Source organism: Janthinobacterium sp. TPC_1, from assembly GCF_056037845.1.
On the sequence record NZ_CP195157.1, the window covers coordinates 3,332,465 to 3,357,289 of the forward strand.

General features: G+C 59.3%; 26 protein-coding genes and 1 pseudogene. 13 read left to right on the forward strand and 14 right to left on the reverse strand.

The genetic code is table 11. The features are described from left to right. Positions 1 to 46 precede the first annotated feature (46 nt). The 3 genes and pseudogenes from ACQVLG_RS16370 (at position 47) to ACQVLG_RS16380 (ending at position 3,111) form a co-directional block, all read left to right on the forward strand. Positions 47 to 1,847, forward strand: a pseudogene (locus ACQVLG_RS16370) (terminase ATPase subunit family protein). Then, positions 1,844 to 2,899: a phage portal protein gene (locus ACQVLG_RS16375; protein ID WP_474290185.1), complete on the forward strand. Its 1,056-nt coding sequence runs from the start codon at positions 1,844 to 1,846 to the stop codon at positions 2,897 to 2,899. Before ACQVLG_RS16370 ends, ACQVLG_RS16375 begins: the two are co-directional and overlap by 4 nt. After that, positions 2,896 to 3,111, forward strand: a complete 216-nt coding sequence (locus ACQVLG_RS16380) for a hypothetical protein (RefSeq protein ID WP_474290187.1) — start codon at positions 2,896 to 2,898, stop codon at positions 3,109 to 3,111. The genes ACQVLG_RS16375 and ACQVLG_RS16380 overlap by 4 nt, the downstream gene beginning before the upstream one ends. 397 nt (positions 3,112 to 3,508) lie before the next feature. On the opposite strand, the gene ACQVLG_RS16385 is transcribed toward ACQVLG_RS16380, so the two are convergent. From ACQVLG_RS16385 to ACQVLG_RS16415, 7 genes are all read right to left on the reverse strand, one after another. Then, the gene (locus ACQVLG_RS16385; protein WP_474290188.1) at positions 3,509 to 4,630 is read right to left on the reverse strand and encodes an acyltransferase family protein; all 1,122 of its coding nucleotides are present in this window, start codon (positions 4,628 to 4,630) and stop codon (positions 3,509 to 3,511) included. An 861-nt stretch (positions 4,631 to 5,491) separates the two neighbouring features. After that, entirely contained in the window at positions 5,492 to 6,973 is a 1,482-nt protein-coding gene (locus ACQVLG_RS16390) for a virulence factor (RefSeq protein ID WP_474290189.1), read from the reverse strand. Positions 6,974 to 7,042: 69 nt separating this feature from the next. Further along, positions 7,043 to 7,318 (reverse strand): PAAR domain-containing protein, encoded by a 276-nt coding sequence (locus ACQVLG_RS16395; protein WP_474290191.1) that lies wholly within the window; start codon positions 7,316 to 7,318, stop codon positions 7,043 to 7,045. Between the two features lie 70 nt (positions 7,319 to 7,388). Further along, positions 7,389 to 8,870: a virulence factor gene (locus tag ACQVLG_RS16400; RefSeq protein ID WP_474290192.1), complete on the reverse strand. Its 1,482-nt coding sequence runs from the start codon at positions 8,868 to 8,870 to the stop codon at positions 7,389 to 7,391. Next, complete coding sequence (locus ACQVLG_RS16405) at positions 8,858 to 11,083, reverse strand: T6SS effector phospholipase Tle3 domain-containing protein (protein ID WP_474290193.1); 2,226 nt, start codon at positions 11,081 to 11,083, stop codon at positions 8,858 to 8,860. The genes ACQVLG_RS16400 and ACQVLG_RS16405 overlap by 13 nt, the downstream gene beginning before the upstream one ends. 79 nt (positions 11,084 to 11,162) lie before the next feature. Continuing rightward, positions 11,163 to 13,070 (reverse strand): DUF2345 domain-containing protein, encoded by a 1,908-nt coding sequence (locus ACQVLG_RS16410; RefSeq protein WP_474290194.1) that lies wholly within the window; start codon positions 13,068 to 13,070, stop codon positions 11,163 to 11,165. Further along, entirely contained in the window at positions 13,031 to 13,918 is an 888-nt protein-coding gene (locus ACQVLG_RS16415; RefSeq protein ID WP_474290195.1) for a phage late control D family protein, read from the reverse strand. Before ACQVLG_RS16415 ends, ACQVLG_RS16410 begins: the two co-directional genes overlap by 40 nt. Positions 13,919 to 14,319: 401 nt before the next feature. On the opposite strand from ACQVLG_RS16415, the gene ACQVLG_RS16420 reads away from it, so the two are divergent. Next, on the forward strand, positions 14,320 to 14,718 hold the full coding sequence (locus ACQVLG_RS16420) for a GFA family protein (protein ID WP_474290197.1): 399 nt from the start codon (positions 14,320 to 14,322) through the stop codon (positions 14,716 to 14,718). A 105-nt stretch (positions 14,719 to 14,823) separates the two neighbouring features. Here ACQVLG_RS16420 and ACQVLG_RS16425 read toward each other — a convergent pair whose 3' ends face one another. The 3 genes from ACQVLG_RS16425 to ACQVLG_RS16435 all read right to left on the reverse strand — a co-directional run bounded on the left by ACQVLG_RS16425 (position 14,824) and on the right by ACQVLG_RS16435 (position 16,326). Beyond that, a complete protein-coding gene (locus ACQVLG_RS16425; protein ID WP_474295669.1) occupies positions 14,824 to 15,201 on the reverse strand; it encodes a cytochrome c in 378 nt (125 codons plus the stop codon). Between the two features lie 257 nt (positions 15,202 to 15,458). Then, a complete protein-coding gene (locus ACQVLG_RS16430; protein ID WP_474290198.1) occupies positions 15,459 to 16,016 on the reverse strand; it encodes a hypothetical protein in 558 nt (185 codons plus the stop codon). 40 nt (positions 16,017 to 16,056) lie between these two features. Next, positions 16,057 to 16,326, reverse strand: coding sequence for a hypothetical protein (locus ACQVLG_RS16435; protein ID WP_230541830.1), 270 nt, complete (start codon positions 16,324 to 16,326; stop codon positions 16,057 to 16,059). A 166-nt stretch (positions 16,327 to 16,492) separates the two neighbouring features. Here ACQVLG_RS16435 and ACQVLG_RS16440 point away from each other — a divergent pair, with 166 nt between their 5' ends. The 7 genes from ACQVLG_RS16440 (at position 16,493) to ACQVLG_RS16470 (ending at position 19,810) form a co-directional block, all read left to right on the forward strand. Next, a complete protein-coding gene (locus tag ACQVLG_RS16440; RefSeq protein ID WP_474290199.1) occupies positions 16,493 to 16,954 on the forward strand; it encodes a GNAT family N-acetyltransferase in 462 nt (153 codons plus the stop codon). Between the two features lie 77 nt (positions 16,955 to 17,031). Then, a complete protein-coding gene (locus tag ACQVLG_RS16445; protein ID WP_230541828.1) occupies positions 17,032 to 17,439 on the forward strand; it encodes a GNAT family N-acetyltransferase in 408 nt (135 codons plus the stop codon). Between the two features lie 26 nt (positions 17,440 to 17,465). Continuing rightward, on the forward strand, positions 17,466 to 17,909 hold the full coding sequence (locus ACQVLG_RS16450; RefSeq protein ID WP_474290200.1) for a hypothetical protein: 444 nt from the start codon (positions 17,466 to 17,468) through the stop codon (positions 17,907 to 17,909). 104 nt (positions 17,910 to 18,013) lie between these two features. Then, the gene (locus tag ACQVLG_RS16455) at positions 18,014 to 18,529 is read left to right on the forward strand and encodes a hypothetical protein (RefSeq protein WP_474290202.1); all 516 of its coding nucleotides are present in this window, start codon (positions 18,014 to 18,016) and stop codon (positions 18,527 to 18,529) included. A 56-nt stretch (positions 18,530 to 18,585) separates the two neighbouring features. After that, positions 18,586 to 18,894, forward strand: a complete 309-nt coding sequence (locus tag ACQVLG_RS16460; RefSeq protein ID WP_230541825.1) for a hypothetical protein — start codon at positions 18,586 to 18,588, stop codon at positions 18,892 to 18,894. A gap of 158 nt (positions 18,895 to 19,052) precedes the next feature. Continuing rightward, complete coding sequence (locus ACQVLG_RS16465) at positions 19,053 to 19,250, forward strand: DUF3079 domain-containing protein (RefSeq protein WP_332862333.1); 198 nt, start codon at positions 19,053 to 19,055, stop codon at positions 19,248 to 19,250. A gap of 65 nt (positions 19,251 to 19,315) precedes the next feature. Then, complete coding sequence (locus ACQVLG_RS16470; protein ID WP_474290204.1) at positions 19,316 to 19,810, forward strand: prolyl-tRNA synthetase associated domain-containing protein; 495 nt, start codon at positions 19,316 to 19,318, stop codon at positions 19,808 to 19,810. A 7-nt stretch (positions 19,811 to 19,817) separates the two neighbouring features. Here ACQVLG_RS16470 and ACQVLG_RS16475 read toward each other — a convergent pair whose 3' ends face one another. Beyond that, the gene (locus ACQVLG_RS16475; RefSeq protein WP_474295671.1) at positions 19,818 to 20,963 is read right to left on the reverse strand and encodes an MFS transporter; all 1,146 of its coding nucleotides are present in this window, start codon (positions 20,961 to 20,963) and stop codon (positions 19,818 to 19,820) included. A gap of 255 nt (positions 20,964 to 21,218) precedes the next feature. Here ACQVLG_RS16475 and ACQVLG_RS16480 point away from each other — a divergent pair, with 255 nt between their 5' ends. Further along, a complete protein-coding gene (locus ACQVLG_RS16480) occupies positions 21,219 to 21,848 on the forward strand; it encodes a TetR/AcrR family transcriptional regulator (protein WP_474290206.1) in 630 nt (209 codons plus the stop codon). On the opposite strand, the gene ACQVLG_RS16485 is transcribed toward ACQVLG_RS16480, so the two are convergent. Both ACQVLG_RS16485 and ACQVLG_RS16490 read right to left on the reverse strand, forming a co-directional pair. Further along, positions 21,838 to 22,308 (reverse strand): N-acetyltransferase family protein, encoded by a 471-nt coding sequence (locus tag ACQVLG_RS16485; protein WP_474290208.1) that lies wholly within the window; start codon positions 22,306 to 22,308, stop codon positions 21,838 to 21,840. The genes ACQVLG_RS16480 and ACQVLG_RS16485 overlap by 11 nt on opposite strands. Positions 22,309 to 22,351: 43 nt before the next feature. Then, entirely contained in the window at positions 22,352 to 23,092 is a 741-nt protein-coding gene (locus ACQVLG_RS16490; protein WP_474290209.1) for an XAC2610-related protein, read from the reverse strand. A gap of 71 nt (positions 23,093 to 23,163) precedes the next feature. Here ACQVLG_RS16490 and ACQVLG_RS16495 point away from each other — a divergent pair, with 71 nt between their 5' ends. After that, a complete protein-coding gene (locus ACQVLG_RS16495) occupies positions 23,164 to 23,820 on the forward strand; it encodes a tetratricopeptide repeat protein (RefSeq protein WP_474290211.1) in 657 nt (218 codons plus the stop codon). Here the strand turns inward: ACQVLG_RS16495 and ACQVLG_RS16500 are convergent. Next, positions 23,807 to 24,781: a ribonuclease Z gene (locus tag ACQVLG_RS16500; protein ID WP_474290213.1), complete on the reverse strand. Its 975-nt coding sequence runs from the start codon at positions 24,779 to 24,781 to the stop codon at positions 23,807 to 23,809. The genes ACQVLG_RS16495 and ACQVLG_RS16500 overlap by 14 nt on opposite strands. Positions 24,782 to 24,825 lie beyond the last annotated feature (44 nt).

Consider the following 24,825-nt stretch of genomic DNA (forward strand, 5'->3'; position numbering starts at 1 on the left):
CTTTTGCCTTTCCCCGCTCCGCGCGCGCGCGGCCTACGCTGGCGGCATGCTAGTCATTGAACAAAAAACCGAAGAGAAAATCGCCGAACTGGCCGTGCCCGAATCCGAGCCACGCCGCGCCGCGCGCGCTCTGTACTGGAAGGCTGGCGCATTTCGTCCATCGCGCGCCACCTGGGAATCAAGCGCAGCACCATCAATAGCTGGAAAGAGCGCGACGAATGGGACAAGGCGCAGGCCATCGAGCACGTCGAGGCGTCGGCCGAGCTGCGCCTGGTGAAACTGATCGAAAAAGAGGTCAAGAGCGGCAGCGACTACAAGGAAATCGACTTGCTGGCGCGCACCATCGTGCAGATGGCGCGCGTGCGCCGCTACGAGCAGCCGGGCGGCAACGAGGTCGATCTCAACCCCAGGCTGGCGAACCGCAATGCCGGCCCGAAGAAGAAGCCGACCCGCAACGATTTCAGCGAAGAGCAGAAAATCCAGCTGCTCGACGCCTTCCAGGATTCGCTGTTCGATTACCAGAAAGTTTGGTATCGCAACGGCGACCAGCGCACGCGCGCCATCCTCAAGTCCCGGCAGATCGGCGCCACCTGGTACTTTGCGCGCGAGGCGCTGGCCGACGCGATGGAGACGGGCCGCAATCAAATCTTCCTGTCCGCGTCGAAGTCGCAGGCGCACGTCTTCAAGCAATACATCGTGCAATTCGCGCGCGAGGCGGCCGGCATCGAGCTGACGGGCGACCCCATCGTGCTGCCGAACGGCGCCCACCTGTATTTCCTGGGTACCAATGCGCGCACGGCGCAGGGTTACCACGGCAATTTCTACTTTGACGAATTTTTCTGGACGCAGAATTTTCAGGAGTTGAACAAGGTGGCCTCGGGCATGGCCATTCACAAGAAATGGCGCAAGACCTACTTTTCAACCCCATCCTCGACCACGCACCAGGCCTATCCATTCTGGACGGGCGAGCTGTTCAACAAGCGCCGCGCCAAGGCCGATCAGGTCAATATTGATGTGAGCCACGCCCGCCTGTCGTCGGGCTTCACGGGTGAGGACAAGATCTGGCGCCAGATCGTCACCATTCTGGACGCCGAGCGCGGCGGCTGCAACCTGTTCGACATCGACGAGCTGCGCAACTTCGAATACAGCCCGGACCAGTTCGACAACCTGTTGATGTGCAACTTTATTGACGACTCGGCCTCGGTCTTCCCACTGGCCGAGCTGCAGCGCTGCATGGTCGATTCCTGGGTCGAGTGGGACGACTACAAGCCCTTGCTGGGCCTGCGCCCGTTCGGCAACCGGCCCGTGTGGATCGGCTACGACCCGGCCTTGAACGGCGACAGCGCCGGGTGCGTCGTGCTGGCGCCGCCCATGACGGCCGGCGGCAAGTTCCGCATTCTGGAGCGCCACCAGTGGCGCGGGCAGAGCTTTGAAGACCACGCCGACGCCATCCGCCAGATGACCCAGCGCTACAACGTCGAATACATCGGCATCGATACCACGGGCATGGGCATCGGCGTGCTGCCGATCGTGCGCGGCTTCTTCCCGGCCGTGACGGCCCTGAATTACTCGCCCGAAGTCAAAACGCGCATGGTCTTGAAGGCCAAAAACATCATCAGCAAGGGCCGGCTGGAGTTCGACGCGCCGGCTGGACGGATATCGCGCAGTCCTTCATGGCCATCCACAAGACCCTGACCCCCAGCGGGCGGCACGTGACCTATGTCGCCGGCCGCAGCGACGAAACCGGCCACGCCGATCTGGCGTGGGCCTGCATGCACGCCCTCGATCACGAGCCATTCGAAGGCACCACCGACAACCACCAATCCTTCATGGAGATTTATTCTTGAGCAAAGCACGACACTTGCGCGGCCGGCAGGCCGAGAGCGCACCACCAGCGGCCACGGCGCCGGCCGCCGCCGGCATCGAGGCGTTTTCCTTCGGCGACCCGACGCCCGTGCTCGAGCACGCCGATATCCTCGACTGTTTCGAATGCTGGAAGAACGGCCACTGGTATGAGCCGCCCGTCAACCTGGCCGGCCTGGCCAAGTCCTTCAATGCCGGCGTGCACCACAGCAGCGCCATCCACTTCAAGGCCAACGTGCTGGCGTCCACCCTGATTCCCAGCAAGTATTTGTCGCGCGATGCTTTCAAGCGCATGGCCCTGGACTTCCTGACCTTTGGCAACGCCTACCTGGAAGACCGGCCCAGCCGCAGCGGCAAGGCGCTGGCGTACCAGCATGCGCTGGCCAAGTACATGCGGCGCGGCGTCGATCTGGATACTTATTATTTCGTCAACGGCTACCAGGCCGTGCACCAGTTCGACAAGGGCCGCGTGTTCCACCTGATGGAGCCGGACGTGAACCAGGAGCTGTACGGCGTGCCGCAGTACCTGAGCGCCCTGCAATCGGCCTGGCTCAACGAGGCGGCCACCTTGTTCCGCCGCAAGTACTACAAGAACGGTTCGCACGCCGGCTTCGTCTTCTACATGACGGACGCTGCGGCGAATACCCAGGACGTGGACAACCTGCGCCAGGCCATGCGCGACAGCAAGGGGCCGGGCAACTTCCGCAACCTGTTCATGTACGCGCCGAACGGCAAGAAGGATGGCATCCAGATCCTGCCCGTGTCGGACGTGGCCGCCAAGGACGAATTTTTCAACATCAAGAGCGTGACGCGCGACGACCAGCTGGCCGCGCACCGCGTGCCGCCCCAGCTGATGGGCATCTTGCCGAACAATGCCGGCGGCTTCGGCGCCGTCGAACCGGCCGCGCGCGTCTTCGCGCGTAACGAGCTGGTGCCGCTGCAGGCGCAGTTCGAAGCGATCAACGAGTGGGCCGGCGTGGAAGTGGTGCGCTTCGCCCCGTATGACCTGGCCACGGGCGGGGAGGGCGCGGCATGAGCGATCACATCGACAACACCGACAAGATCATCTTCGCCGAGGTGGCGCGCGGCCTGGCTGCTGTACGGTGCCGGCCCGCCCTGGTGGCGCATGGCTGCTGCCACTACTGCGACGAGGCGCTGGCGCCCGCGCTGCTGTTCTGCAATGTGGACTGCCGCGATGACTACGAGAAAGAGCAGGCGGCCAAGGCGCGCGCCGGCCGCGCAGGATGACCACCACGCAGCGATAGCTGGCAGGGCCGGGCCGTGGCAGCCCAGGCGCGCCAGCGCACCCCAGCCACCGCACAAGCCGCCTACGAGGCGGCTTTTTTACGTCCTAATGAATGAAATTGCCATGGAGGCAAGAAAAATCCCCATTTCGGCCCGGCGCGCGCAGTTGTCCCCCCTCCACACCTGCCCGCTATATAGGGCTCTTTTGATTCAAATTTGCGCCATGGCCGAAAGTGCATGAGGACTGGCGTGGCGGGGCGAAGAGAGGGCGTGCGTTTTGACGCATTTTGACGCACTTTGAGCGGTTTTTCGTACGGTTGGTGCGATGGCGTGGGAAGGACGGCTTTCGTGCCATGGTGGGGAATGCAGCGTACCTCTGTTGTATGCCAACACCATGGAGCTAAATTGCTGCGTGAATGAAAAACGATTTGACCTTGTTTCGATTTTCCACGACCAGGGCTGCCAAACGGGCTATCGCAATAATGCATACCACGCTGCCAACTGCTATGAGGGGGCAAAGTAAAACTGATCTTTGCATCCAAGGTTGAACAATGCCAAAAAGAAACAGAAGGATAGGCATGTGGATGATGTAAAGGGTATAGGAATATGGAGCTGCCGAACGAAATATGGTCGTGAATTTGGCACTGCCGACCAGAATGAGTGCAAGAATGGCTGAAAAGCATAAGCCGGTAGCGATATTGTAGAGAACAAGAAAATGCCACGCAGTGCGGGCATCTTCAACAGTCAGCGTCTTTGTCGCAAAGAAAATTGCGGGGAAAAGGAGCACAGTGGCTGCCAGCCACAAATATTTGGCCGGCGGAAGGACGGACCGATTGTGCAAGATGGATATTAGGTAACCGGCCCACCAGACCGGCAGGTAGTAGTAAAACTGATCATTGTTCCATCCGACATAAAGCAACGCCGCTACTGCGGGGATAGAAGCCAGTTTCCACCAGCGTTTTGGCCAGGCGACAATTGCGGCCAGCAGGTAGTACCAGACCTCGATAGACAGGCTCCATAAAGCGCCGTTCGAATTTGGCGTATCAGTAAAGAAACCGTTGACCGCAACGGCAGCCCCAAGAAGCTGCATTGGCTCATAGGTAAATTCTTGGCGCGCAAGCGCATGACCGGGCATAGACAGAAATGCGCGGGAGCCGCTCGCGAAGACGAAAGGGGCAATCTGATATAGTAAAATCAACAATGCGATAGATAGCAGGAGCGGTGGCCAGATTCTTATAATGCGATCACCAAGATATTTTTTTAGTGAGAGCGCACCGCTGTTTTTTGCAATATTGCTGCTGATGGATTTCCCGATCAAAAAGCCGCTGAGAACAAAGAAAATCATTACTGAACTTTGAGCCAACAACCCGAGCCATGGCGATAGCCTCTCGTAAAACGGGGCTATCAAGACCTGATTGGCATGTCCGATCACGACTGAAATTGCTGCAAGGCCGCGTATGGAATCAAGCTGCGAGGAAATATTTTCGGTTATTTTTGGGAGTCTTGCGACGACGGGGGACATTACCTTTGCTCCATTGCGACTATCTGCCGGTCCGCGATACTACTACAGTCGCGGTTTTCTGCCTTAGGTATGTCCGAGGTAAGAAGTGCTCAAACATTTCAATTTTTGCTTGAATTTTAGTTGGTGCCGCCTTGGCGCGCGCATTCCATGAGCAAAAAAAAGGCTGTCATTTTGTTGTCATTCCCAGGCTAAAACAGCCCAAAAACAACCCAAATAATGACAGCCTTTTTCTTGCTAACTACTTGATTCTAAAAAATTCAGTGGTGGAGACGGCGGGAATCGAACCCGCCTCACCTTGCCAGGTACTCCCACCAAAAAAGTACAGCGTCGTACGTGTTCCTGCTTAGAGGTATCGCGCGTGGGGTGCAGGTGCGCAAAGTTTTTTTGTGCCGATGTTCGTTCGTAGGTAGCATAGTAGGTACGGTTCTTATTTGGCTTGTGGAAAGCCGCATAAGTATTAGTCATTTGCATTACACCGCTTCCGCCAGGAAATAAAGAAACCGCCTTCGGGCGGTTTTTTTTATTGCCTGGCGGAAGCGAGCAGGGCGCCTGCGCGCCCTGCGTGTGAGATTCGAAGGGCTGGGCCTACCGGCCCAGCCCGCCCCGAATCCTCCAATTGCTGCCGCTGCGCGGCAGCTCCGCGCGCCGAGGGCGCGCGTTCGTGGTTCTAATCAGGTCTTTAACTGAGCCAGCTTCCACAGCACCCAACGCATCAGTTCGTGTCCGAATAGCGGACCTGACCCTCGCGCCCCGTGGCTGGTAGGGGCGCCGAGACGGATCACGCCGCGCATGTGAACTCCACGCGGATTGCGGATACCGCGTGATGTCCCGATTCGCGGTTCGTTTTCAGCTTCAATCTGATCACTTGGAATAGCCCTGTGTTGACGACTCCTTGTCGTCGTTTCGAATGCCCCACCACATTAAATAGGCGTTGTTTTCGCCGCGCGCGCGGAACCATGGCCCTTCCGGTTTGAACGGTCGCACCTTTTCGGGCGGCGCCACCAGCACCGCCGTGGGGTGTGCGGTATCGCTCGTTCCAGCGACGAGCACATTTTTGCCGACATGGTTGGCATAGGCTATCGCCAGCGCCACGTTCGTCAGCGCGGTGCCAGTGCCCATTTCGCCCAGGATCGCTGGCGTATTGAAGCTCTGCTTCATAAAGTCGAATTCGGCCAGCTCACTTGTAAGGGTTTGTGCCAACGTGCCGATGCGCTCGGATGAGTCGGACTGGGTGTTGTTGGCATCGTGGATCACGTAGCCGATATCGCCTTTGGTGTTGGCCGCGTTATGCACCGCGCCATCCAGCGCCGCCTTCCAGGCCTGCACCGCGCGCGGCGGCTGGCCTTTTTGCGCTTCGAAATCGACCACGGACTTTGTCGCCGGGTAGCCCACCCACGCCAGGGCCGCACGCTCGGTTTTATAGTTTGGGCCAGCCAGCACCAGAAGCACCATGTTTTCGTTGATTTGCTCGTCCTTGGGCGGGAAGCTCGGGGCGTCCCAGTTCATTACCCAGACGGTTTCGTTGGGATGGGCGCGCAAATAGTCGAGACCGGCTGTGAGCGAGGTAAAGCCGGCATTGGCGCCACCCATCGTGACGTGCACATCGGGAGGCGTGCTGCGCGACCATGCTTTGGGAAAGCTGGGGTTGCCGATATCGAACGCACGTCTAATTGTTTTTCGAGTGAAATCCGCCGCGGTTACCGGATCGAGGCGACCTTGGGGAAGCGCATATTGCACGTGAATGCCGGCAAGTTCACGCCACGTCGTCTTGTCCTTGAGCGAATGGGCGTTGTAAAAATAGCGCGAGCTTGAAAAATAGATGTCGCGAAACTTATACATCAATTCTTCCACGTATTTTTTGTGATATCCCTCGAACGACTCTCTGCCCTCATTTCCATCCGCCACGATACCGATTGCCTGCAGCGTGGAGTACTTCTTGGGCTTGGTTCTGACCTGGTCGTCATTTTCGTTCGGCTTGGCCAGACCCAAGGTCCACAACAACTGCCATTCCGTCGGATAATCGCGACGTTGCAGCGGGTTGAGCCACTGTACCCCGACCACCTGGGCGACGAAGGGTTTCGCTGAGTCTTCTACGGATAAAGCTGCAGCAGGTGAGGCGCTTGGCGCGGGCGCGGTTGAGCAGGCGGCAAGCAATCCGAATAAAGCGAGTGCGGATATGGTGGGATAGCCCAAAAAACGCATCAGTAGTTCTCCATCGGTTAAGGATTGTGCAGCAGCAGGGGCTGGGTGCCGTGTGAGCCAAAGCGCTCCCACCAAGATCAGGCAGAAGCCGAGCAAGCTCCAGCCCAGTCTTCTAGGCCAGGTTGCGATCAGCTGATTCATAGCTGCACCTCTTGTTGCTGCCGCGTGCGGCTCTGGCGCTCATCGAAGATCTTTTCTGGCATGTCCAGCCTAACAGCCGCTCCCCCTGCCGCTGGCAGGCATCGTAGAAATCAGGGTCGCGCCGCAGGTGGTCTTGTGGCCTTCGAAGGCCACCGGTACACCATCCATCGTTCGCACCTTTGGATCCCCTTCGGCGATGCTGCACACTTCATGGCCGCGCATCGGGCACAGGCAACGGTCGCCTTTGCGCGCAACAGCTACCCCCAGCACGTCACTATTCGGTGCGGCAGAAATGACCTTGCCCCCGTGGCTGGTTGGGTCGCCGAGACGGATCACGCCGCGCATGTGAACTCCACGCGGATTGCGGATGCCGCGCGATGTCCCGATTCGCGGTTCGCTTTCAGCTTCAATCCGGTCACTTGGAATAGCCCTGTGTTGACGACTCCTTGTCGTCGTTTCGAATGCCCCACCACATTAAATAGGCGTTGTTTTCGCCGCGCGCGCGGAACCATGGCCCTTCCGGTTTGAACGGTCGCACCTTTTCGGGCGGCGCCACCAGCACCGCCGTGGGGTGTGCTGCATCGCTCGTTCCAGCGACGAGCACGTTTTTGCCGACATGGTTGGCATAGGCTATCGCCAGCGCCACGTTCGTCAGCGCGGTGCCAGCGCCCATTTCGCCCAGGATCGCTGGCGTATTGAAGCTCTGCTTCATAAAGTCGAATTCGGCCAGCTCACTTGTAAGGGTTTGTGCCAACGTTCCGATGCGCTCGGATGAGTCGGACTGGGTGTTGTTGGCATCGTGGATCACGTAGCCGATATCGCCTTTGGTGTTGGCCGCGTTATGCACCGCGCCATCCATTGCCGCCTTCCAGGCCTGCACCGCGCGCGGCGGCTGGCCTTTTTGCGCTTCGAAATCGACCACGGACTTTGTCTCCGGGTAGCCCACCCACGCCAGGGCCGCACGCTCGGTTTTATAGTTTGGGCCAGCCAGCACCAGAAGCACCATGTTTTCGTTGATTTGCTCGTCCTTGGGCGGGAAGCTCGGGGCGTCCCAGTTCATTACCCAGACGGTTTCGTTGGGATGGGCGCGCAAATAGTCGAGACCGGCTGTGAGCGAGGTAAAGCCGGCATTGGCGCCACCCATCGTGACGTGCACATCGGGAGGCGTGCTGCGCGACCATGCTTTGGGAAAGTTGGGGTTGCCGATATCGAACGCCGCGATAATGGTTTCTCGAGTGAAATCCGCCGCGGTTACCGGATCGAGGCGACCTCGGGGAAGCGCATATTGCACGTGAATGCCGGCAAGTTCACGCCACGTCGTCTTGTCCTTGAGCGAATGGGCGTTGTAAAAATAACGCGAGCTTGAGAAATAGATGTCGCGAAACTTATAGATCATCTTTTCCATGTATTTTTCGTGGTATCCCTCGAACGACTCTCTGCCCTCATTTCCATCCGCCACGATACCGATTGCCTGCAGCGTGGAGTACTTCTTGGGCTTGGTTCTGACCTGGTCGTCATTTTCGTTCGGCCTGGCCAGACCCAAGGTCCACAACAACTGCCATTCCGTCGGATAATCGCGACGTTGCAGCGGGTTGAGCCATTGCACGCCGACCACCTGGGCGACGAATGGAACGGCCGGGTCCTGCATCGGCGTTGCCGGGATCGGTGCCGAGCGGGAGCTGGGCGCGGCGGCGCAAGCAGTTAATGCACCGAATACCGCTATCGCGGTCAAAGTAGGAAAGCCCAAAAAACGCATAATCAATTCTCCATCTGTCAAGGATTGCGCCGCGGCGGCGTTTGCATGCCGCGTCAGCCAGAGCATGCTGGCGACGGCCAGGAAAAAGCCAAGTAGACTCCAGCCAAGTCTTCTAGGCCAAGTGGCGGTTAGTTTGCCCATTGCCGCTCCTCTGGCTGCTGACGGGCGGCACTTTGGCGCTCGTCGAAAATCTTGCCAGGCATGCTACCTTCCCCGTCTGGGGTTGTAGTTGCCCAATCATATACGGCCTGTTTCTTAAATTTGCCCGAATGGAAATATTCATGGAACCCTTTGTTAGGGTCATCCTTCTCCAGTCCCTCTAAGAATCGCCAATCCGCCGCTTTCCTCGCTGTCCTCAAGGCTGCCGGCGAAATGTTGCAGCAGCCTATCGCTACGTCATAGGTCAGCGCGTTTCGAGCATGCATGCTATTTGTCATGATGGTTGAGTGATCAGTTGCGTGGCTATCCACTGTGGCTGCCAGCAGCGTCTTGATTTGTTTGCCGCGCCATTTCGCGTAGTTGTCATCGGCACTTTCTGGTTCGTCCTCCATCTTGACCTTGTCCTCGTTTTTATACAGCTTTTCTCGTTTGGCCTGCATGCGCAGATAAGCGTGATGCTCATAGCGCAGCGATGCTTCGCTGCCGTTGTCACCCAGCGCGGCATCGGTCAGCTCGGTTTGCGGTCCCTGGCTACCGCCTTTCGGAATCGGGTTATCGTGGCCGTACGGATCACCATTCTCGCGCGCACGTTGATGGTCGCGTGACTGACCCTGCGCGTCAAAGCCTTGGTCGAACTTCAGGCTGCTGGCGCCGAAACGTTTGGACTGTGGATGGAAAGGCGCGGGCAGCGCTGGCGCCTCCAGCGGCAGTACCCAATTGTCCGGGGGCAGGGCGTTGATGGGCACTTTCTTTACGCCGAGCACTATCTTAAAAATCGGCCAGGTAACGACGGACATGATCGAACCGATCACGCTCGAATTTGTGGGCAGGCCTTTGCTCAGCGAATACTCGGCCGGTGGCGACTCTGGAAACCAGAAGCTCTTGTTTCCTTTCTTCGGTTTGCGCCAGTGATTGTCCCAGCTGTCATATTTTTTCACGCCCGGCGTGCCCACCTCGAATCCCTGCGCAAACACGCGTTGGGTGAACACACCGAAACCACCGGTAGCGTCGATCTCTTCTGCGTTCATGCCACGCCAGCCGATCCCCTGGACAGAAGTCGATGAAATGACTTGATCATGCGGGTTGGAATACAGCGTCACGCGGCCGTACGTTGCGTCCATGTATCCGTGGCGCTTGCGGTCCGTGGCGATATCGAAGTCATGGGCGCAATTGGACATACGCGCATCGACTGCCGCATCACTTTGTTTGCGCGATCTTTGTCCACGAATGATTTCAAAGAACGCTTTCATTGTCTCGACCCGGGCTTTGTAGGTCTGGCGTCCGGTACGGCCCTGGCGGTCCTTCATGTCGCCCTGGGTCATATGCTCCGAAAAATTGCTGTCCACCAAGCTGTAGGGTGGGTTGCATAGCACGTACGAGTCCGCCACACAGTTAAGCTGCCCGGAGATTCGGTCGCCGAGAAAGGCGGCGGCGATGCCGACCATATTTCCTTGGCTATGGCAGACGATGGTGATCGGCACATCCGCCTGCTGCTTACGTAACGATTCCACGAGCTTCGCAAGGCGTAACGCGGCCAGCACGTAATATGGCCGCGGCGGGCAACTATAGACTTGTCGGTCATTGGTAGGGTTCATGTGCTGGATGTGGAGCCACAAAAACAGATGGTCCGACAGGCCTTGTCCCCACAGGTCGGGCAGCGAGGTACAGCCATTGGCGAACGGGCCGCCGCCCCAATAATCGTTCTCGTTCAGATAAATGCTGTCGCCATACGCCTGCAGCTCGTCGCTGCTGGCCTTGTAGCCCCACCGGAAGCGGATTACAGGAGAAAAGGCGTCGGCATCAGACATGAACGATTTCGGATTCATGTCGGGATTGATAAACCCGTCATTGCTAAGCTCCGGGAGATACGTCGTGGGCGACAGCTGTCCCGCTTCTGGGCCCTTGTGAGTCAGATCTTGATCGCGGCGGCGCAGCCGCTCGTTCAGCCCGGCGCAAAGACCCTCTTCGGCTTCGCCATACCATTCGCCGTCGGAATTGACGCCGTGGACAAAGATTACCAATCCGGGCAACGGCAACTGGGCGATCATGTCCATATTACCTTTGTTAAAAAGACATACCCCGCTCTTGGATGCCAGCAGGGTGTTTCCTTCCTTCAGCTCCTCCAGAACTGCGTCGCCCTGGACATCCGCAATCGACGATCCGCCAGGCTGTGGGGCTGGTTTGCTATAACTCATAATGCATCCTCAACTTGCTCGATTACGATAGATAAATGTTTCGCATGGCGGCAGCATTGTGCGATGGCCGTGGCGCCCATCATTTACGCGGCGCAAAGAAATATGCCTTGATTTGTTGCAACCGGCCGGAGGTGATCGGACTAACCTTGCCATCGCCGCCACTTGTGCCCGAAATCGGGCCGTCGCCTGGTAGCTCGGCATGGAACAGCATGCCTTCGACCGGTTTGCCATCGGTGGGGCTTAGCAGCCGTGGAGTGCGGCCCAGATCGGCTTCGCCGAAGCTGGGCAGCTCCGCCGGCGAACTGGCCGGACCGTTCCAGTGGTGGCCATTTGTCTTGACGGTCAGCGCGCCTGGCCCGCCCAGCTCCACCGTTCCGCCCGCCAGCTTGAGATAGGCGCCGCCACCTGTCATTAGCGTGACTTCGTCGTGCGCCATGATGACCACACGCGTTCCAGCAGTGGCCTTGATATCCTTGGCCGCGTCCAGCAGCATTTCATCGTGCTGGCTTTGCATCTTGAATTTGCCGTAATGGGCGATCTGGACGATTCCATCCTGGTGCGCGAACAGCGAGATACCCTTGCCGGCGTTCAGGTTGAAGCGCTGCCCGGCGGTCAGCTGCATGTGTTGCTGCGCCACCGTGTCGACGTTCACGCCGGCGTAGCTGACGATCGTCTTCGGCGTGCTCACCGCGATTCCTGCCGGGGCCGTGATGCTGACGGTCGGTTCGCCTTGAACCCCGCCCGGTGACACATTGCTACCGCCCGCCGCGCCGGCCACTGCCTCCTTGAGCGTGGTGGCCGGCTCGTCGTCGAGTGCCAGCGCCTGGTGCTCGGCTGCGAATTGGCCAAGCGATTTGAACAGATCCAGGCAGTCTTGCATCAACGCGACATGCTCTTCGTTGCTGAGCTGATTGCCGGCGGCGTCCAGGCGCTTCCAGGCCGAAATCAGCAGTGCTTTGGCGGTGCGGATGCTGCCGCCCTCATCGCTGCGCAGTTCGAAACCCTCGCCGCGCGGTGCGGCTTTGCCCTGCTTGCGAGGCTCAGTCAGATACCCCAAGTTAAGTTGCGCGGCGGCGTGGTCGCTGGAGAGCTGTGCGCTGATCTGGCCGGGCGTGTCGTCCAGCCGAAGCTGGTTGGCGCGCTGGCCGCCGATCTCGCGACTGACGATGCCCGACAGGTAGCGGTCGCCTGGAAGGCTGCTGACATGGCTAAAGCTTGGTGGCGGCGTGGTGCCGCCATGCACCGCACCGGTGATGACGGGCTTGTCCGGATCGCCACCCAAAAAATCGACCAGGCAGGAGGTGCCCACGCGTGGCAAGCTGTTGGCGCCCCATCGTGCGCCGGCCCAGGAAGTGGCTACGCGCACCCACGCCGAATCGTTCGGCGTAACTTCGTCGTTCGCCGCGCGCCCTCCAGCTAGTTCATCAGGACGGACTCCAGGAAAGCGAACCATCACGCGGCCCAGCTCGTCGCAATGGACTTCCTCGCCCTGGGGACCGATCACCATCACATTCAACGGTGCGACAGCGGGCAAGTCCCGCCGCGGATCGTACGATGGCACAATCGGCACGCCACGCCTGACGCAGCGGAAGTAATTGGAGTAGCGCGCCCCGCGCTCGGCATTGGCGTCGGCCAGTGCGCTGGCGTGGCTGACGCTCCCTTGCGCCCAGCGGTTCAGTGCAAAAAGGCGCTGTACGCGCTCACCGACCGTCTTGGGCAGGTTGTTCTCAGCCTCTACGCGCAGTTCGGTAATGATGAATTCGCGCTCGTCTGCCGCATGCGCGTCGATGCCGGCGTGCCCGGTTACACCAATCCACTGACCGATGCACAGGTCGCGCACACTGCTTTCGCCTTCAAAACATTTGGCGTCATATTCATGACGCTGCATGCGCAGCAGGCCCAAGTCGCCATAGTCCTCATCGTTGTCGCCGGCGTGGGGCGCTTCGATCAGGGAGTCTTCCAGCCCCAAGGCGAATTTCGCGCCCATCGGGCCCTGTTCGACCCCGCCTGGTGTCGCGAAGCGGGATGCGCGCGCGGTCTTGTAGTCCCAGCTCTGCCGGCTCTCACGCTGCCTGGCACGAGCTGTCGCAAAGCCTGCCAAGCGGTGATGGTGTCGCGCGCCTCGGTGCCGTCGTCGCGATGGAAACGCACGCTTCCAGCCGCGTTTTGCGCCAGGCTATTGGCGTCATCGAACAGAACCAAGGTATGCGACGGCGTTTCATCGCTGCCGCCCGCGCTTGCGCGGCCCGCCTGGAAAAACCACGCCAAGCCGCGCCGGCGCCAGAGGCGGCGTAAGAACGCAGCATCCGATTCGTTGTGCTGCATGGTGAATTCGCGCTGCGGGTAGCTCGTCTTCAGGTTTGACAGGTCGTGGTCGAAGGCGCGTGCCAACACAGGATTGTTCTGACGCCAGTGGTCGAGAATCTTGCCTGTAATCTCAATTTCGTTTTTGTTACGGAAAATCCGGCTATGACAGCCCTTGTCCATGATGGACAGGGCGTCGCGCACGATTAGCTGATACGTGGCCAGGCCGCCATCGGCCTCGCCAGCAATCACCGAGTCGACGATCCCGCAGACCGAGCGCAACTCGCCTTTGTCTGTGACGAATTGCAATTCGGCGGGCATGGCTATGAATTGCTTGGTGGGCAAGTCGGCCTGGGATGCTACGCATAGCAGTTCATATTGCAGGCCTCCGCACAGGGTCTCGACGCCGCTAACCTGTTTGACCAGCAGCAGGTCGTCAGCGACGCCCTTATCGTGTGAGAGGCGCAGGCGGATAGGGCGATTCGCTTCCGTCAGGCCGGACACGGCGGTCAATACATCGTTCAGATTCATGGTTGAGCTTTCAAATTAGGTGCCCATTTCGCAAGAAAAATTTCCATGTGGCTTGCTAACGTAACGGCAAGGCTGCGCCTCGTCACATCTGAGGCCAGTGTGATTGCGGCAGAACAAAGGTTTCGAGGTGGAAAGTCGAGCACGTCGGGCGCTGGCGGACTGCACATCCCTGGAGGGATAGCGGTACCTTTTCGAATTTCTTGTGGTGTTCGGTATATTTGTTTGCTGTACAAATTGTACGCAAGTTACCAGTGGATAATCCCTCCAATAGTCACACTTTCGCGCGATGTGTAGTTGGATGCTGCAGAGGGGGGGGGCTCTGAAAGACTCCTTTACGCGCGCATTGTTTTTTTTGAAATACTGTGTAAAAATACAGTATTAACGTTCAAAAAGGACACCTCATGATCAAAGGCAGTTGCTGCTGTGGCGCAGTAAAATTTGAATTGGCCTCACCCCCAGGCATGATGGGCATGTGCCACTGTTCCCGCTGCCGGAAGGCGGGAGCGAGTGCCCTGGTCTTCGTGGATAAAAATTCATTTACCTTGCTGGAGGGGCGAGAATGTATTCAGCGCTATGAGCCAGAGCCTCCCTTTAAGTATGCAAGAACTTTTTGCAAACACTGCGGGACTTCCTTGGGGGAAGTTGGCTCGGAGAATGATTCATTTCCCATCGCCGTTAACTGCCTGGATGATGACCCCGAGGTAAGAATGCAATTTCAATTTCATGTTTATGTTGGCTCCAAGCCGGCATGGTATGAAATTTGTGATGGTGCAAAACAGTTTCAAGAAAATCCAACATAATAAAAAAAGCCAGTCATTTGACTGGCTTTTTTATCGCGCTCTTGAGATTCCGAGCAAGAGTCCGCGCAAAAATGACAGGCTCAGTTTCTTGATGTCCTGCCTACATCATCGACTCTTTAAAATCACCCCACTCATATATTGATTCAAGTCGCGAAAATCCTGAACTTTCCAGGCATGCGGCGGTATCTTCACGCCATTTTCTCGCAAAGTTTTTGGAATCAAGTCGCCATTGGGGCGGAGTATGACCGATGACACAATAACGCCAGGATAATCATTCAGTCGTTTTTTGAAAGCGGATGTCGTCAGGTCAGGCGTTGGGGGATTGCTCTTATTTGCCAATGCTCCTGTCCCTTTGATATCAGCGCCGTGGCACACGGCACATCTCTGTACATAAAGATTTTTTCCGTTGATATTATCCGCGAAGGATAATGGTGTTTGCATCAGCGACAGAATTCCCAGCGAAGCGGCGAATAATATTTTCATTTTCATGTGGTCTTGTTGTATCGGTCAGATATGCGTCGAGGGCAGGGCCCGGATTTTATTTTTCGGGGATTTGTCTCGACTACTCATTCCATCATTATATCTGCCGGGATTCTCTGCCGGGTGCCGCAGCGTATCGGGCGCAGCCACGGCGGGAATTCTTTTGTATGGATAATGTACGCAGATATTTGCTGGCAACGATGACTGGACGGCGCCTGCCCGCCACAATTTCCCCAACCGCGACCGCGGGCGTACCCTGCTTATTGGTAAATGAGCAGGTATTTCGCGGGAATGTCGAGCGGGTGGAGCCTGCCCGCCAGAGCCAGGTCAATCAGCAGGGCGAGCACGAGGCCGGCGCCCGCCGGAATGCCGATGGCGAGCCTGCGCACCATGGGCGGGCGCGCCTGGACTTGCCAGTAGGCGGCACAGCCCAGGTGGGCAAACAGGGCGAACACCGCGAGGAAGTAGTACGGCGCAAAGAACCATGCATATGGCATCAGGACAAAACCGGCCGCCGCATAGTAAAAATTGGTGTCGAGCCTGAGCGCGGCGCGGCCGAACAGGACGGCACCCACATGAAACAGCAGGAACAGGGCCAGGTAGATGCCCGAACCGGCTTGCAGCCACGCTACGAATCCGTCGCGTTTCTTCCAGCTCCTTAGCACCATCCATGTTCCGCTGCCACATTGAAACAGCACGCACGCCAGCAGCACCGGCTCGAGCACGGCATGTCGATACAGGGGCCGGATCGCCTCCATGAAGGCGATGTGCGCATGGGGGCCGGCAACGGCCGCCAGGTGATTGCCAAGATGCAACAATATAAAGACCGCCAGGACACAGGCCGACAGGCGGTGAAATTTACGAATTGACATAGGTATTCATGGGTGAGTTCGATGTTTCCTGTGTTGCGCATGGCGCCATGCTGAGCGCCATCGCTTCTTCAGGTGCGGCACCAGTCGCTGGCCGAAGCTGTGCCAGGAATATCGGGCCGTCGTGCCCGCTCCAATTTTTCATGGCCTGGTGGATAGTGCGCGGCTTGAACTGCTGCGCATTGCCGGGAAACGGCAGGGCGGGCGAGCTTGGCAAGTCGGCGATCCCGCGCGCGACGGGCATGGCAGCGGTGTTCATGAAACTCCTTCGGTGTGCATGTGATGAAGTCAGTATCGCTTGCTCCCTGATGCAGGTCTTGAACGTTTGCGACACGCTACAATGCTTTCATGACACCAACTGATTTCATCTGCCACAGGCGTGGCGCAGGACTCTCTCTGCCCACGATTGCCCCCACAAGACGACCATGACCTTCACGCTCCACCCGTTTTCCGCTATCCTGCCCGCGGATTGGCTCCTTCTGCTGAACCACCCGGACGTCATCCGCCACATGCCGCTCGCCACCGAAAGCTGGACTGAGCAGGCTGTGGTGGAATGGGCGAAAGGCAAGGACGCGCAGTGGCAGGCCCATGGCTATGGACCGTGGGCGATCCGGATCGATGGCGCTTTTGCCGGCTGGGGCGGTTTTCAGCAGGAAGGGCGCGAAGCGGATCTCGCACTGGTATTGCTTCCTGCATTCTGGGGATGTGGACCCGCGCTGGTGCGCGCTTTCATGCGCCGCCGGCTGGAACTGGGCATAGGTGCTGTAAGTCTCCTGCTGCCGCCCAGCCGCACGCGCGTCAGGGGGCTTGCACGAATCGGCTTCGCCTTTGACTGCGAGGTGGAGTATGACGGCCGGCGTTTCCTGAAGTTCCGGGCAGTCGAATGAGTTTCATCTGCGTGGAGGGGATGGCAATATCCCCTCGTCCCCAGCTACGCTCCTATTCACTTTCCACCTTTGAACCCATGAAAAACATCACCGTAGAATATCGTCACAATTTTCCCCTCGATCCGCTCGACGTCGTCCGCGTCTTCGATCAGTCCGGAATCAAGCGGCCGACCGGCAATCTGCCGAGAATCGCGCGCATGTTCGCCGCGCCTTGTCTCTTGCTGTCGGCTTGGGTAGACAATGAGCTGGTGGGGGTGGCGAGGTCGCTGACCGACCATGCGTATTGCTGCTATCTGTCGGATCTGGCCGTCAACAGGCAATACCAGGGTCTGGGTATCGGCAAGCAGCTGGTCCAGCGCACGCAAGCCATCATCGGCGACGAAGTGTCCCTGATACTGCTTTCCGCTCCGGATGCCATGTCCTACTATCCGACGCTCGGTTTTGAGCCTGCCGGCAATGCCTATGTGATCCGGCGCAAACATTGAGCGCGCGCTTCCCGGAACTCCGCCTTATGAAACCCGTCTACACACTCGCCGAAGCCCTGGCAAAAGACCCCGGCCGCGTCGCCAAAACCCAGGCGCTCACCCTCGACAGTGCCAGGCCCCGCATGGGCCTGAAAGGCAGCCATGGCTTGTTCGCGTCCGAAGCGTGGTGGCAAAACATCGCGGCCAGGCGCCTGCAGACGCAAACCTTGACGGGCATCATCGAGCGCACGTATTTCGCGGGCCAGGACAGCCGGCGTGGCGATCAAGTCAACAGCTTCACTTTGCGCCTGGCCGATGGCTCGACAGCCGATGAAAGCATCTACACGCACCGCCGGCAGGACATCAAGCTGTTCGTGCCAGGCGCCACGGTGACGATGGTCTACGCGCTCGATGAGCTGAAGGCGCGGGCGGCGGACGGTGGTGCCGACTATGCGCGGATCGTGCTGGAAGTGTCTGTTTCTGCGGCATAAGGCCTTATATTCACTTGATGCCGCTGCCATAAGCCCCCTGTTCCCTGTCAACACCATCCCTCCAGGTTTGCATTAAATTAAGGATACTTCATGATGGAGGCGAGATGGATGACGAACTCAGTGGTGAAACATGGGGGCGAAAATTTCCAGGCAGCACCAACACGAGGGATTTGTCAGGAAATTTTCGTTTGGCAGTGGAAGATTTTCTATATGCAATGAAAGAGGCGGGGATCAGGGTTGCAATCAATGCCACCTACAGACCGCCGCAGCGCTCCTACCTGATGCGTTATGCGTGGAGACTCGCAAGAAAACAGCTTGATCCCCAACATATCCCAAAAATGGCGGGTGTGAATATCGCATGGGATCACGGTGAAATTGACGCATCTGTCAAGGCTGCAAAAGCGATGTTGACCGTCTTGCAGATTAATCATTTACCCATCAAGCCCGCACTGCGCTCGCAACATAATTCTGCTCTTGCGATTGATATGGATTTGGTGTGGAGCGGAACGGTTGAGGTGAAAGATGCGAGCGGTAATATGGTGAAGATTGCCACTTTGCCGAGAAACGGCATGAACAGGCAACTTATCGCGGTCGCTGCAACATATGGAGTAAAGAAATAAACGGGCCTGGAAGCGACCGGCCACACTGGTCCAATAACGGTTATTAAAGGAAAATCATGCGAATGTTTTTTCTGATAGTAGCTATTTACTTTGTTCTTCCTTTTGCCTTTTCAGCCCAGCCACTCCCTCAGGATGTCAGCAGGTTTATCTATAACGCAGAAGCATGTGAGCACTTGGCGGGAGAATTTGATGGGGAGCTACCTAAGCGGCAGCAGGATGCTATCCTCAAGAATATACATAAATACTGCAAGGTGGCGCAAAATCAGCTGAGAATTCTTGAGGTGAAATATCAAGGCAATGCCAAAATAATGAAGGTCATCAAGAGTCATGCTAATGATGCGGTGACCAGTTATGAGAGGGAATGACATACGCTGGTCTTGCTGGTGAACGTAGAGCGCAAGCTGCCACCACAGCAATATGCGCAAACTTGACCTAAGCAAATTCCCCACAGAAATTCGTTTGACCGCCTCCCGCGCCAGGTCTAGAGTCGTCAAAGACACCTCAACCGACCCCATCGCCCCCCATGGCCAAGCCCTTTCCCTTGAATCCCAAGAACCCCGAACGCATCTGCTGGGGCTGCGACAAGTATTGTCCGCCGGATGCCATGCGCTGCGGCAATGGTTCCGAACGCACGCAGCATCCCATCGAGCTGTTTGGCGAAGGCTGGAATGACTGGGGGCTGGCGGCCGCCGATCAAGCCGAGGCGGAGAAAAAACCGTAGCGGTGACAGCGCCGCGATCCGCTACAATTTCCCATCGCAAACGCGCCCACGCTGAGGAAATGCCCATGCAAGAAATCCTGTCCCGCTGGCTGGCAAGCAGCGCCGGCGATTACGCCATGGTCGAACATCCGGCCGTCCACACCATCGATGAAGCACGGATCCACGTGCCGGCCATGCCCGGCCTGATGGTGAAGAACCTGTTCGTGCGCGACGAGAAGGGCCGGCGGCATTTGCTCGTCATCGTGCCTTGCGACAAGCGCGTCGACCTGACGGCGCTGGGACGGTTGTTGCCGGCCAGTAAGCTGAGCATGGCCTCGCCCGAGCGCCTGCTGCGGCACCTGGGCATCACGCCCGGCGCCGTCAGCCTGTTCGCGCTGATCCACGACAGCGCGCGGGCGGTGGAGCTGGTGCTGGACCAGGCCGTGTGGGATGCCGGCCATATACAAGCGCATCCGCTGCGCAACACGGCCACGGTGGCGCTGTCGCATGCGACCCTGGTCCGTTTCCTCGCGCACACGGGGCATGTACCCCGCATCGTGACGGTGCCTGCAACGCAATAAGACAAGCTCAATGCCCGGCCACGGGCGCGCCGCCGCTGCGCCGCCCCGGCCGGAAGCCATGCGCGCGGGCCGACCAGGCGAGCGCGAACGCCAGCAGGAGTAAAGCCACCATGGCCCAGGGGAAAGCGTCTGCGCCCCAGGTTTCCAGCAAGGCGCCGCCCACCACGCCCGCGGCCGCAATCGCGCCATTCCACGCCACCACGTTCATCGACAAGGCCACGTCGGCGCCGCTGCCGGCCGTGTCGGCCAATGCCGTTTGCAACAGCGTTGCCGCGCCGCCAAAGCTCAGGCCCCAGACGGCCATGCCGACATAGATGACAGTTGGAAACTGCGACGCCATGCCCAGCACGAGGGCCGTGGCGGCGAAGGTCGCCAGGCTGGCCAGCACGGTGGCGCGCAGGTGGCGCTCGACCAATTTCCCCGTGATCCAGATGCCGGCCATGGCCGCCGCACCGAAGACGAGCAGCACCAGGTCGATGCGCCCCGTCAATCCGGCCGGCGCCACGAACGGGGCGATGTAGGTGTAGAGAATGTTGTGCGCCAGCATCCAGGCGATGACGACGGCCAGCACGGGGCGCACGCCCGGCGTCGTGAAGACGCGGCGCAGGGGCAGGCGCTCATGCGCACGCTGGCCAGGGTAGTCCGGCACTTTCGCCAGCACCCACCCGATCAGGACCAATGTCAGCGCGGAAATGATCCAGAACGCGGCGCGCCAGCCGACCAGCGAACCGAGCAGGGTGCCCAGCGGCACGCCCAAGGACAGGGCGACGGGCGCGCCCACCATGGCCAGCGCCAGGGCGCGGCCTTGCTGGTGGGGCGCCACCATGCGCCGCGCGTAGCCGGCCAGCAAGCTCCACGCCAGTCCGGCCGCCATGCCGGCAAAGAAGCGGGCTGCCAGGGTCAGCCAGTAGTGCGACGACAGCGCCGTGACGGTATTGAACACGAGAAAGCCGATGATGGTCAGCAGCAGCACGTTGCGGCGGCGCCAGCCGCGCGTGGCGATGGTCAGCGGTATGGCCGCCAGCAGGGAACCGAGCGCATAGGCCGTGACCATTTGCCCGGCCAGCGCGGCGCTGATGCCGAGTCCCGCGCTGATCTGCGGCAACAAGCCGGCGGGCAAGGTTTCCGTGACGATGCAGATAAAACCCGTCATGGCCAGGGCCAATAAACCTGAAACGGGGAGTCGGTCGGCCAGCGCGGGGCTGGCTCCGGTGGTGAGCGTGGCGTGATTCAAAGCGGCTATCCTTGGAAATGTGACGGGGCGGCAAGGCGCGGGAGTGCCCCCGGCCGTCGTGGCGGTATATATGTATCGATCGGTATAAATATAGGCGATGGCGCGCCGCGTTGTCAATGACTTCTGTATCGAGTAGTATGTAAGTGGTGGTGCGTAGATGAGAAGGAGCGATGGATGGCGCAAATGGGACGGCCGCGTACGTTCGACCGGCAGGCAGCCGTCGAGCAGGCCATGTTTTTATTCTGGCAACAGGGATATGAATCGACGTCCTTGAGCCAGCTCAAGGCGAGCCTGGGCGGCGGCATTTCCGCGCCCAGCTTTTATGCGGCGTTCGGCTCGAAGGAAGCGCTGTTCCGCGAGGCGGCGCAATGCTATCTGGACACCTTTGCGCGCGTGACGGAGTGTTTGTGGGACGATGGCCTGGCGCCGCGCGCGGCCATCGAGCTGGCCTTGCGCCAGTCGGCCGGCATGCAGTCCGATGCGGGACATCCGCCCGGCTGCATGGTGGCGCTCGGCTGCATGAGCGCGCCGACGGCCGAACATGCGGCCGTGGCAGCCCCGCTGACGGCTTCGCGCGCGCGCACGCGTGCCGGTTTCGTGCATTGCGTCGAGTCGAGCGGGGCATGGCCGGCGGTGAGTTGCCGGCGGGTATGGATGCTGCGGCGCTGGCGGCCGTCTTTGACAGTTTTTTATCGGGCGTGGCTATCCAGGCCCGCGACGGCGTGGGCTACGCCGTGTTTGACGCCGCCATCACGCAGATCCTGCGCGTGTGGGATGCCAGCCGCTTGCCAGCCTAGACCGTAAAGCGAAACTCCAGCACGTCGTCGCCATACTTGTCCGTCTCTCCCGTCGCCGTCCAGCCCAGGTAGCGGTAAAAGCCGTAGGAGCGCGAGGCGGGGTCGCTGGAGCAACCGAGGAACAGCCGCTGGTGGCCCCGGGCGCGCAGGTCGGCCATCACCAGTTGCAGCAGGGTCTTGCCGATGCCCAGACCTTCGAATTGCGGCAGCAGCGCCAGGACGATGATTTCGCCCGTGTCGCGCTCGCCAAAGCAGTAGCCGGCCAACTGACCGTCGTGATGGCAGACCTGGCCGGGCAGGCTGCCCGAGCGCATCATGTCGGCCCAGGTGTCGGCCGTGATGCCCACTTCCGCCAGGCGTTCCTTGGAAACGGCGTTTTGCCGCGTCTTGCCGCGCAAGGCGATAAAGGCCGGGGTATCTTCCGCCCTGGCGGCATGAAAAGTAATCGATGCGGGATGTGTCGTCATGTGTGCGTGAATTGTTGTGAATTGTTGGATGGTAGTGAAGGATTTACTCCCACGGTTTGCGCATAATGTGCGCGTGGCGCTGCCAGTCAACTACTTTTGTATTTTCAATGGCTTGCTGGCCGGGATTGGCGCTATCGATCTTTTCATCCTTGACGATGACCAGCTCGTTTTTATCATTGAGGCGGTATTCCCTGTAGCGCTCGCAATCCTGTTCACGCCGGGCGGTGGTGATTAATTTGTCAGCCTGCCACGCATAGCTGTCTTCATAAAAACATTGCGCCGCGCAGCCGCAATTGGCGATGCCGCCTTCGATTTTTTGATCGCTTATGCTGATATCCAGATTCGGAATGGCAGACAAGGGTTTGTTGAAACTGTATTGTTTTGCTTGCGCATCCCACAGCCACACGTCGGAACAGCGGATGCGCCCCTGGCTATCCGTATAGCCGGTGACCCACAGGTCGGCATGGCCGTCGAAATTCATGTCCAGCAGCAGCGCGTGCAAATTGCCCGTACCACTGCTGCTGCAACTGCCATTGAGCCACTGCTTGCCGATTTTCAGACGGTAGGTCTGTTTTTCATCGTGATTGACATAGCGGATATCGGCCGCTTGCCGCACTTTGCCTGTCGCGGCTTTGTCCAGGTGCAAGGTGCCGCCATAAGCCGACGTGGCAATCAGGGATAAAAGCAGAACAATCAATTTCATGGCGTTATTCTTCGGGCACAATGCCCCGATTGCATCAGGTGGAGAATGATCATAACGCATGATCTGGGCAATGCGCCACACGGTTTCTATTGTGCATTCTGTGTGGAACAGTGCTGTGTACAATGCCCAAAAATCCCCGATAAGGAATCTTCATGACTGTTTCCAGCGCATCTTTTAATGAAGCGGGCATCCTCGCTTATAACGACGGCAATCATGCCGAGGCATTTAAGCAATTCGACGCCGCCGCGCGCACCGGCGATCCCGCGGGCCAGCATTTATTGGCCAGCCTGTATTACCAGGGCCATGGCGTGACGCAAGACTTGCCGAAAGCGGTGGAACTGTTCACGGCGGCAGCGCAAGCGGGCTTTCCGCCGTCGCTGGCCAACCTGGCCCTGATGTATGCGAGCGGCGATGGCGTCGCGCAAGACATGGCGCAATCGCTGGCGTACGGGCGCCAGGCGGCCGAGGCGGGCGATGGCCAGTCGCAATTCAATCTGGCGCAGGCTTACCGCAAGGGTATTGATGTACCGCAAGACTATGCCGAGGCGGCGTTCTGGTACAAGCAGGCGGCCGAAGCCGGCTCCCTTTCCGCACAGAATGAATATGGCTTGCTGTACGCGCAAGGGCAGGGCGTGGAGCTCGATTACGTGCAGGCCTATGCGTGGATCGCCATGCCGGCCGAGGCGGGCAGCGCGCAATCGGTCAAGAACCGCGACCAGCTGCTGGAAATCCTCACGCCGTCACAGCAGCAGGCGGCGCGCGCGCTGGCCGCCGAGTATGCAGCGCAGTACGGGGTCAATCCCCACTAGACTTCCCCGGCAGCTTGGTCAGCACGCCGGCCGCATCGAGTTCATAGCTGTCGAAATCGCGCGCCAGGAACAGTTCACCTGAGTAATGCAGCCGCGCTTCCGCTTCCAGCTCGGCCATGCCGTCCGCATTGTGATAGCGGGCGCTGAAGTGGGTGAGGATCAGGTTCGGCAAGCGCACCGCTTCGGCGAACTGCGCCACGCGCTGCACGGAACTGTGCGTGGGGCCGGGGCCCACCTTTTGCAGCATCGCTTCCGTGTAGGTGGCTTCGTGCACGAGCAGTTGCGCATCCGTGCAGGCATCCGTCAGCAGCCCCGGCGTGTCGTTGTCGCCGCCGATGACCACGGTGGCGCGCTGCGTTTCCGTCTGGCGGAAAGCGGCGGCGCGCAAGACCGTGCCATCGTCCAGGATCGCATCCTGGCCCGCCTGCAACAGTCCCCAGGCGGGGCCGGGCGGCACGCCCGCTGCCTGCAGGGCCGCCTTGTCCAGTTTCCACCGGCTCGTTTCCAGCGCAAATCGGTAGCCGACGCTCGGTGCGCGGTGCGACAGCGCGTGGCGCGAAATGGTCAGGCCCGCTTCTTCATGCACGACTGGCGCGCTGTCCACGTCGATGTGGATCAACGGGTACGTCAAAAACAGTTCCGTGTGCAGCAGGGTCGCGTCGATCCACGCCTTGATGGCGGCCGGGGCGATCAGCAGCAAGGGTTTCTTGCGCCCCGTCATGGAGGCGCTGGCCAGCAGGCCCGGCAGCCCATAGCTGTGGTCGCCATGCACGTGGGTGATGCAGATGCCCACCAGGTCGTGCACGGACAAGGGCAGGCGCTGCAGCCGGTGCTGCGTGGCTTCGCCGCAATCGATCATCCACCAGTCGCGGTTGTGCGTGGTTTGCAGGGCCAGCGACGTGACGTTGCGGTGGCGCGTGGGCACGCCGGAAGACGTGCCGAGAAAAGTCAGTTTGAACATGCCCGCATTATGCGGCAAGCCTTGCCCGCTTGCCAACGCCGCTG

Bases quoted from the DNA above. Each gene is read 5' to 3' on its own strand.
- ACQVLG_RS16485 (WP_474290208.1), bottom strand. From the start codon at position 22,308: ATGACGACACATCCCGCATCGATTACTTTTCATGCCGCCAGGGCGGAA.
- ACQVLG_RS16495 (WP_474290211.1), top strand. From the start codon at position 23,164: ATGACTGTTTCCAGCGCATCTTTTAATGAAGCGGGCATCCTCGCTTAT.
- ACQVLG_RS16460 (WP_230541825.1), top strand. From the start codon at position 18,586: ATGCGAATGTTTTTTCTGATAGTAGCTATTTACTTTGTTCTTCCTTTT.
- ACQVLG_RS16450 (WP_474290200.1), top strand. From the start codon at position 17,466: ATGAAACCCGTCTACACACTCGCCGAAGCCCTGGCAAAAGACCCCGGC.
- ACQVLG_RS16435 (WP_230541830.1), bottom strand. From the start codon at position 16,326: ATGAACACCGCTGCCATGCCCGTCGCGCGCGGGATCGCCGACTTGCCA.
- ACQVLG_RS16440 (WP_474290199.1), top strand. From the start codon at position 16,493: ATGACCTTCACGCTCCACCCGTTTTCCGCTATCCTGCCCGCGGATTGG.
- ACQVLG_RS16455 (WP_474290202.1), top strand. From the start codon at position 18,014: ATGGATGACGAACTCAGTGGTGAAACATGGGGGCGAAAATTTCCAGGC.
- ACQVLG_RS16470 (WP_474290204.1), top strand. From the start codon at position 19,316: ATGCAAGAAATCCTGTCCCGCTGGCTGGCAAGCAGCGCCGGCGATTAC.
- ACQVLG_RS16400 (WP_474290192.1), bottom strand. From the start codon at position 8,870: ATGGGCAAACTAACCGCCACTTGGCCTAGAAGACTTGGCTGGAGTCTA.
- ACQVLG_RS16390 (WP_474290189.1), bottom strand. From the start codon at position 6,973: ATGAATCAGCTGATCGCAACCTGGCCTAGAAGACTGGGCTGGAGCTTG.
- ACQVLG_RS16500 (WP_474290213.1), bottom strand. From the start codon at position 24,781: ATGTTCAAACTGACTTTTCTCGGCACGTCTTCCGGCGTGCCCACGCGC.
- ACQVLG_RS16405 (WP_474290193.1), bottom strand. From the start codon at position 11,083: ATGAGTTATAGCAAACCAGCCCCACAGCCTGGCGGATCGTCGATTGCG.
- ACQVLG_RS16380 (WP_474290187.1), top strand. From the start codon at position 2,896: ATGAGCGATCACATCGACAACACCGACAAGATCATCTTCGCCGAGGTG.
- ACQVLG_RS16415 (WP_474290195.1), bottom strand. From the start codon at position 13,918: ATGAATCTGAACGATGTATTGACCGCCGTGTCCGGCCTGACGGAAGCG.
- ACQVLG_RS16465 (WP_332862333.1), top strand. From the start codon at position 19,053: ATGGCCAAGCCCTTTCCCTTGAATCCCAAGAACCCCGAACGCATCTGC.
- ACQVLG_RS16425 (WP_474295669.1), bottom strand. From the start codon at position 15,201: ATGAAAATATTATTCGCCGCTTCGCTGGGAATTCTGTCGCTGATGCAA.
- ACQVLG_RS16445 (WP_230541828.1), top strand. From the start codon at position 17,032: ATGAAAAACATCACCGTAGAATATCGTCACAATTTTCCCCTCGATCCG.
- ACQVLG_RS16395 (WP_474290191.1), bottom strand. From the start codon at position 7,318: ATGCGCGGCGTGATCCGTCTCGGCGACCCAACCAGCCACGGGGGCAAG.
- ACQVLG_RS16385 (WP_474290188.1), bottom strand. From the start codon at position 4,630: ATGTCCCCCGTCGTCGCAAGACTCCCAAAAATAACCGAAAATATTTCC.
- ACQVLG_RS16475 (WP_474295671.1), bottom strand. From the start codon at position 20,963: ATGACGGGTTTTATCTGCATCGTCACGGAAACCTTGCCCGCCGGCTTG.
- ACQVLG_RS16410 (WP_474290194.1), bottom strand. From the start codon at position 13,070: ATGGGCGCGAAATTCGCCTTGGGGCTGGAAGACTCCCTGATCGAAGCG.
- ACQVLG_RS16420 (WP_474290197.1), top strand. From the start codon at position 14,320: ATGATCAAAGGCAGTTGCTGCTGTGGCGCAGTAAAATTTGAATTGGCC.
- ACQVLG_RS16480 (WP_474290206.1), top strand. From the start codon at position 21,219: ATGGCGCAAATGGGACGGCCGCGTACGTTCGACCGGCAGGCAGCCGTC.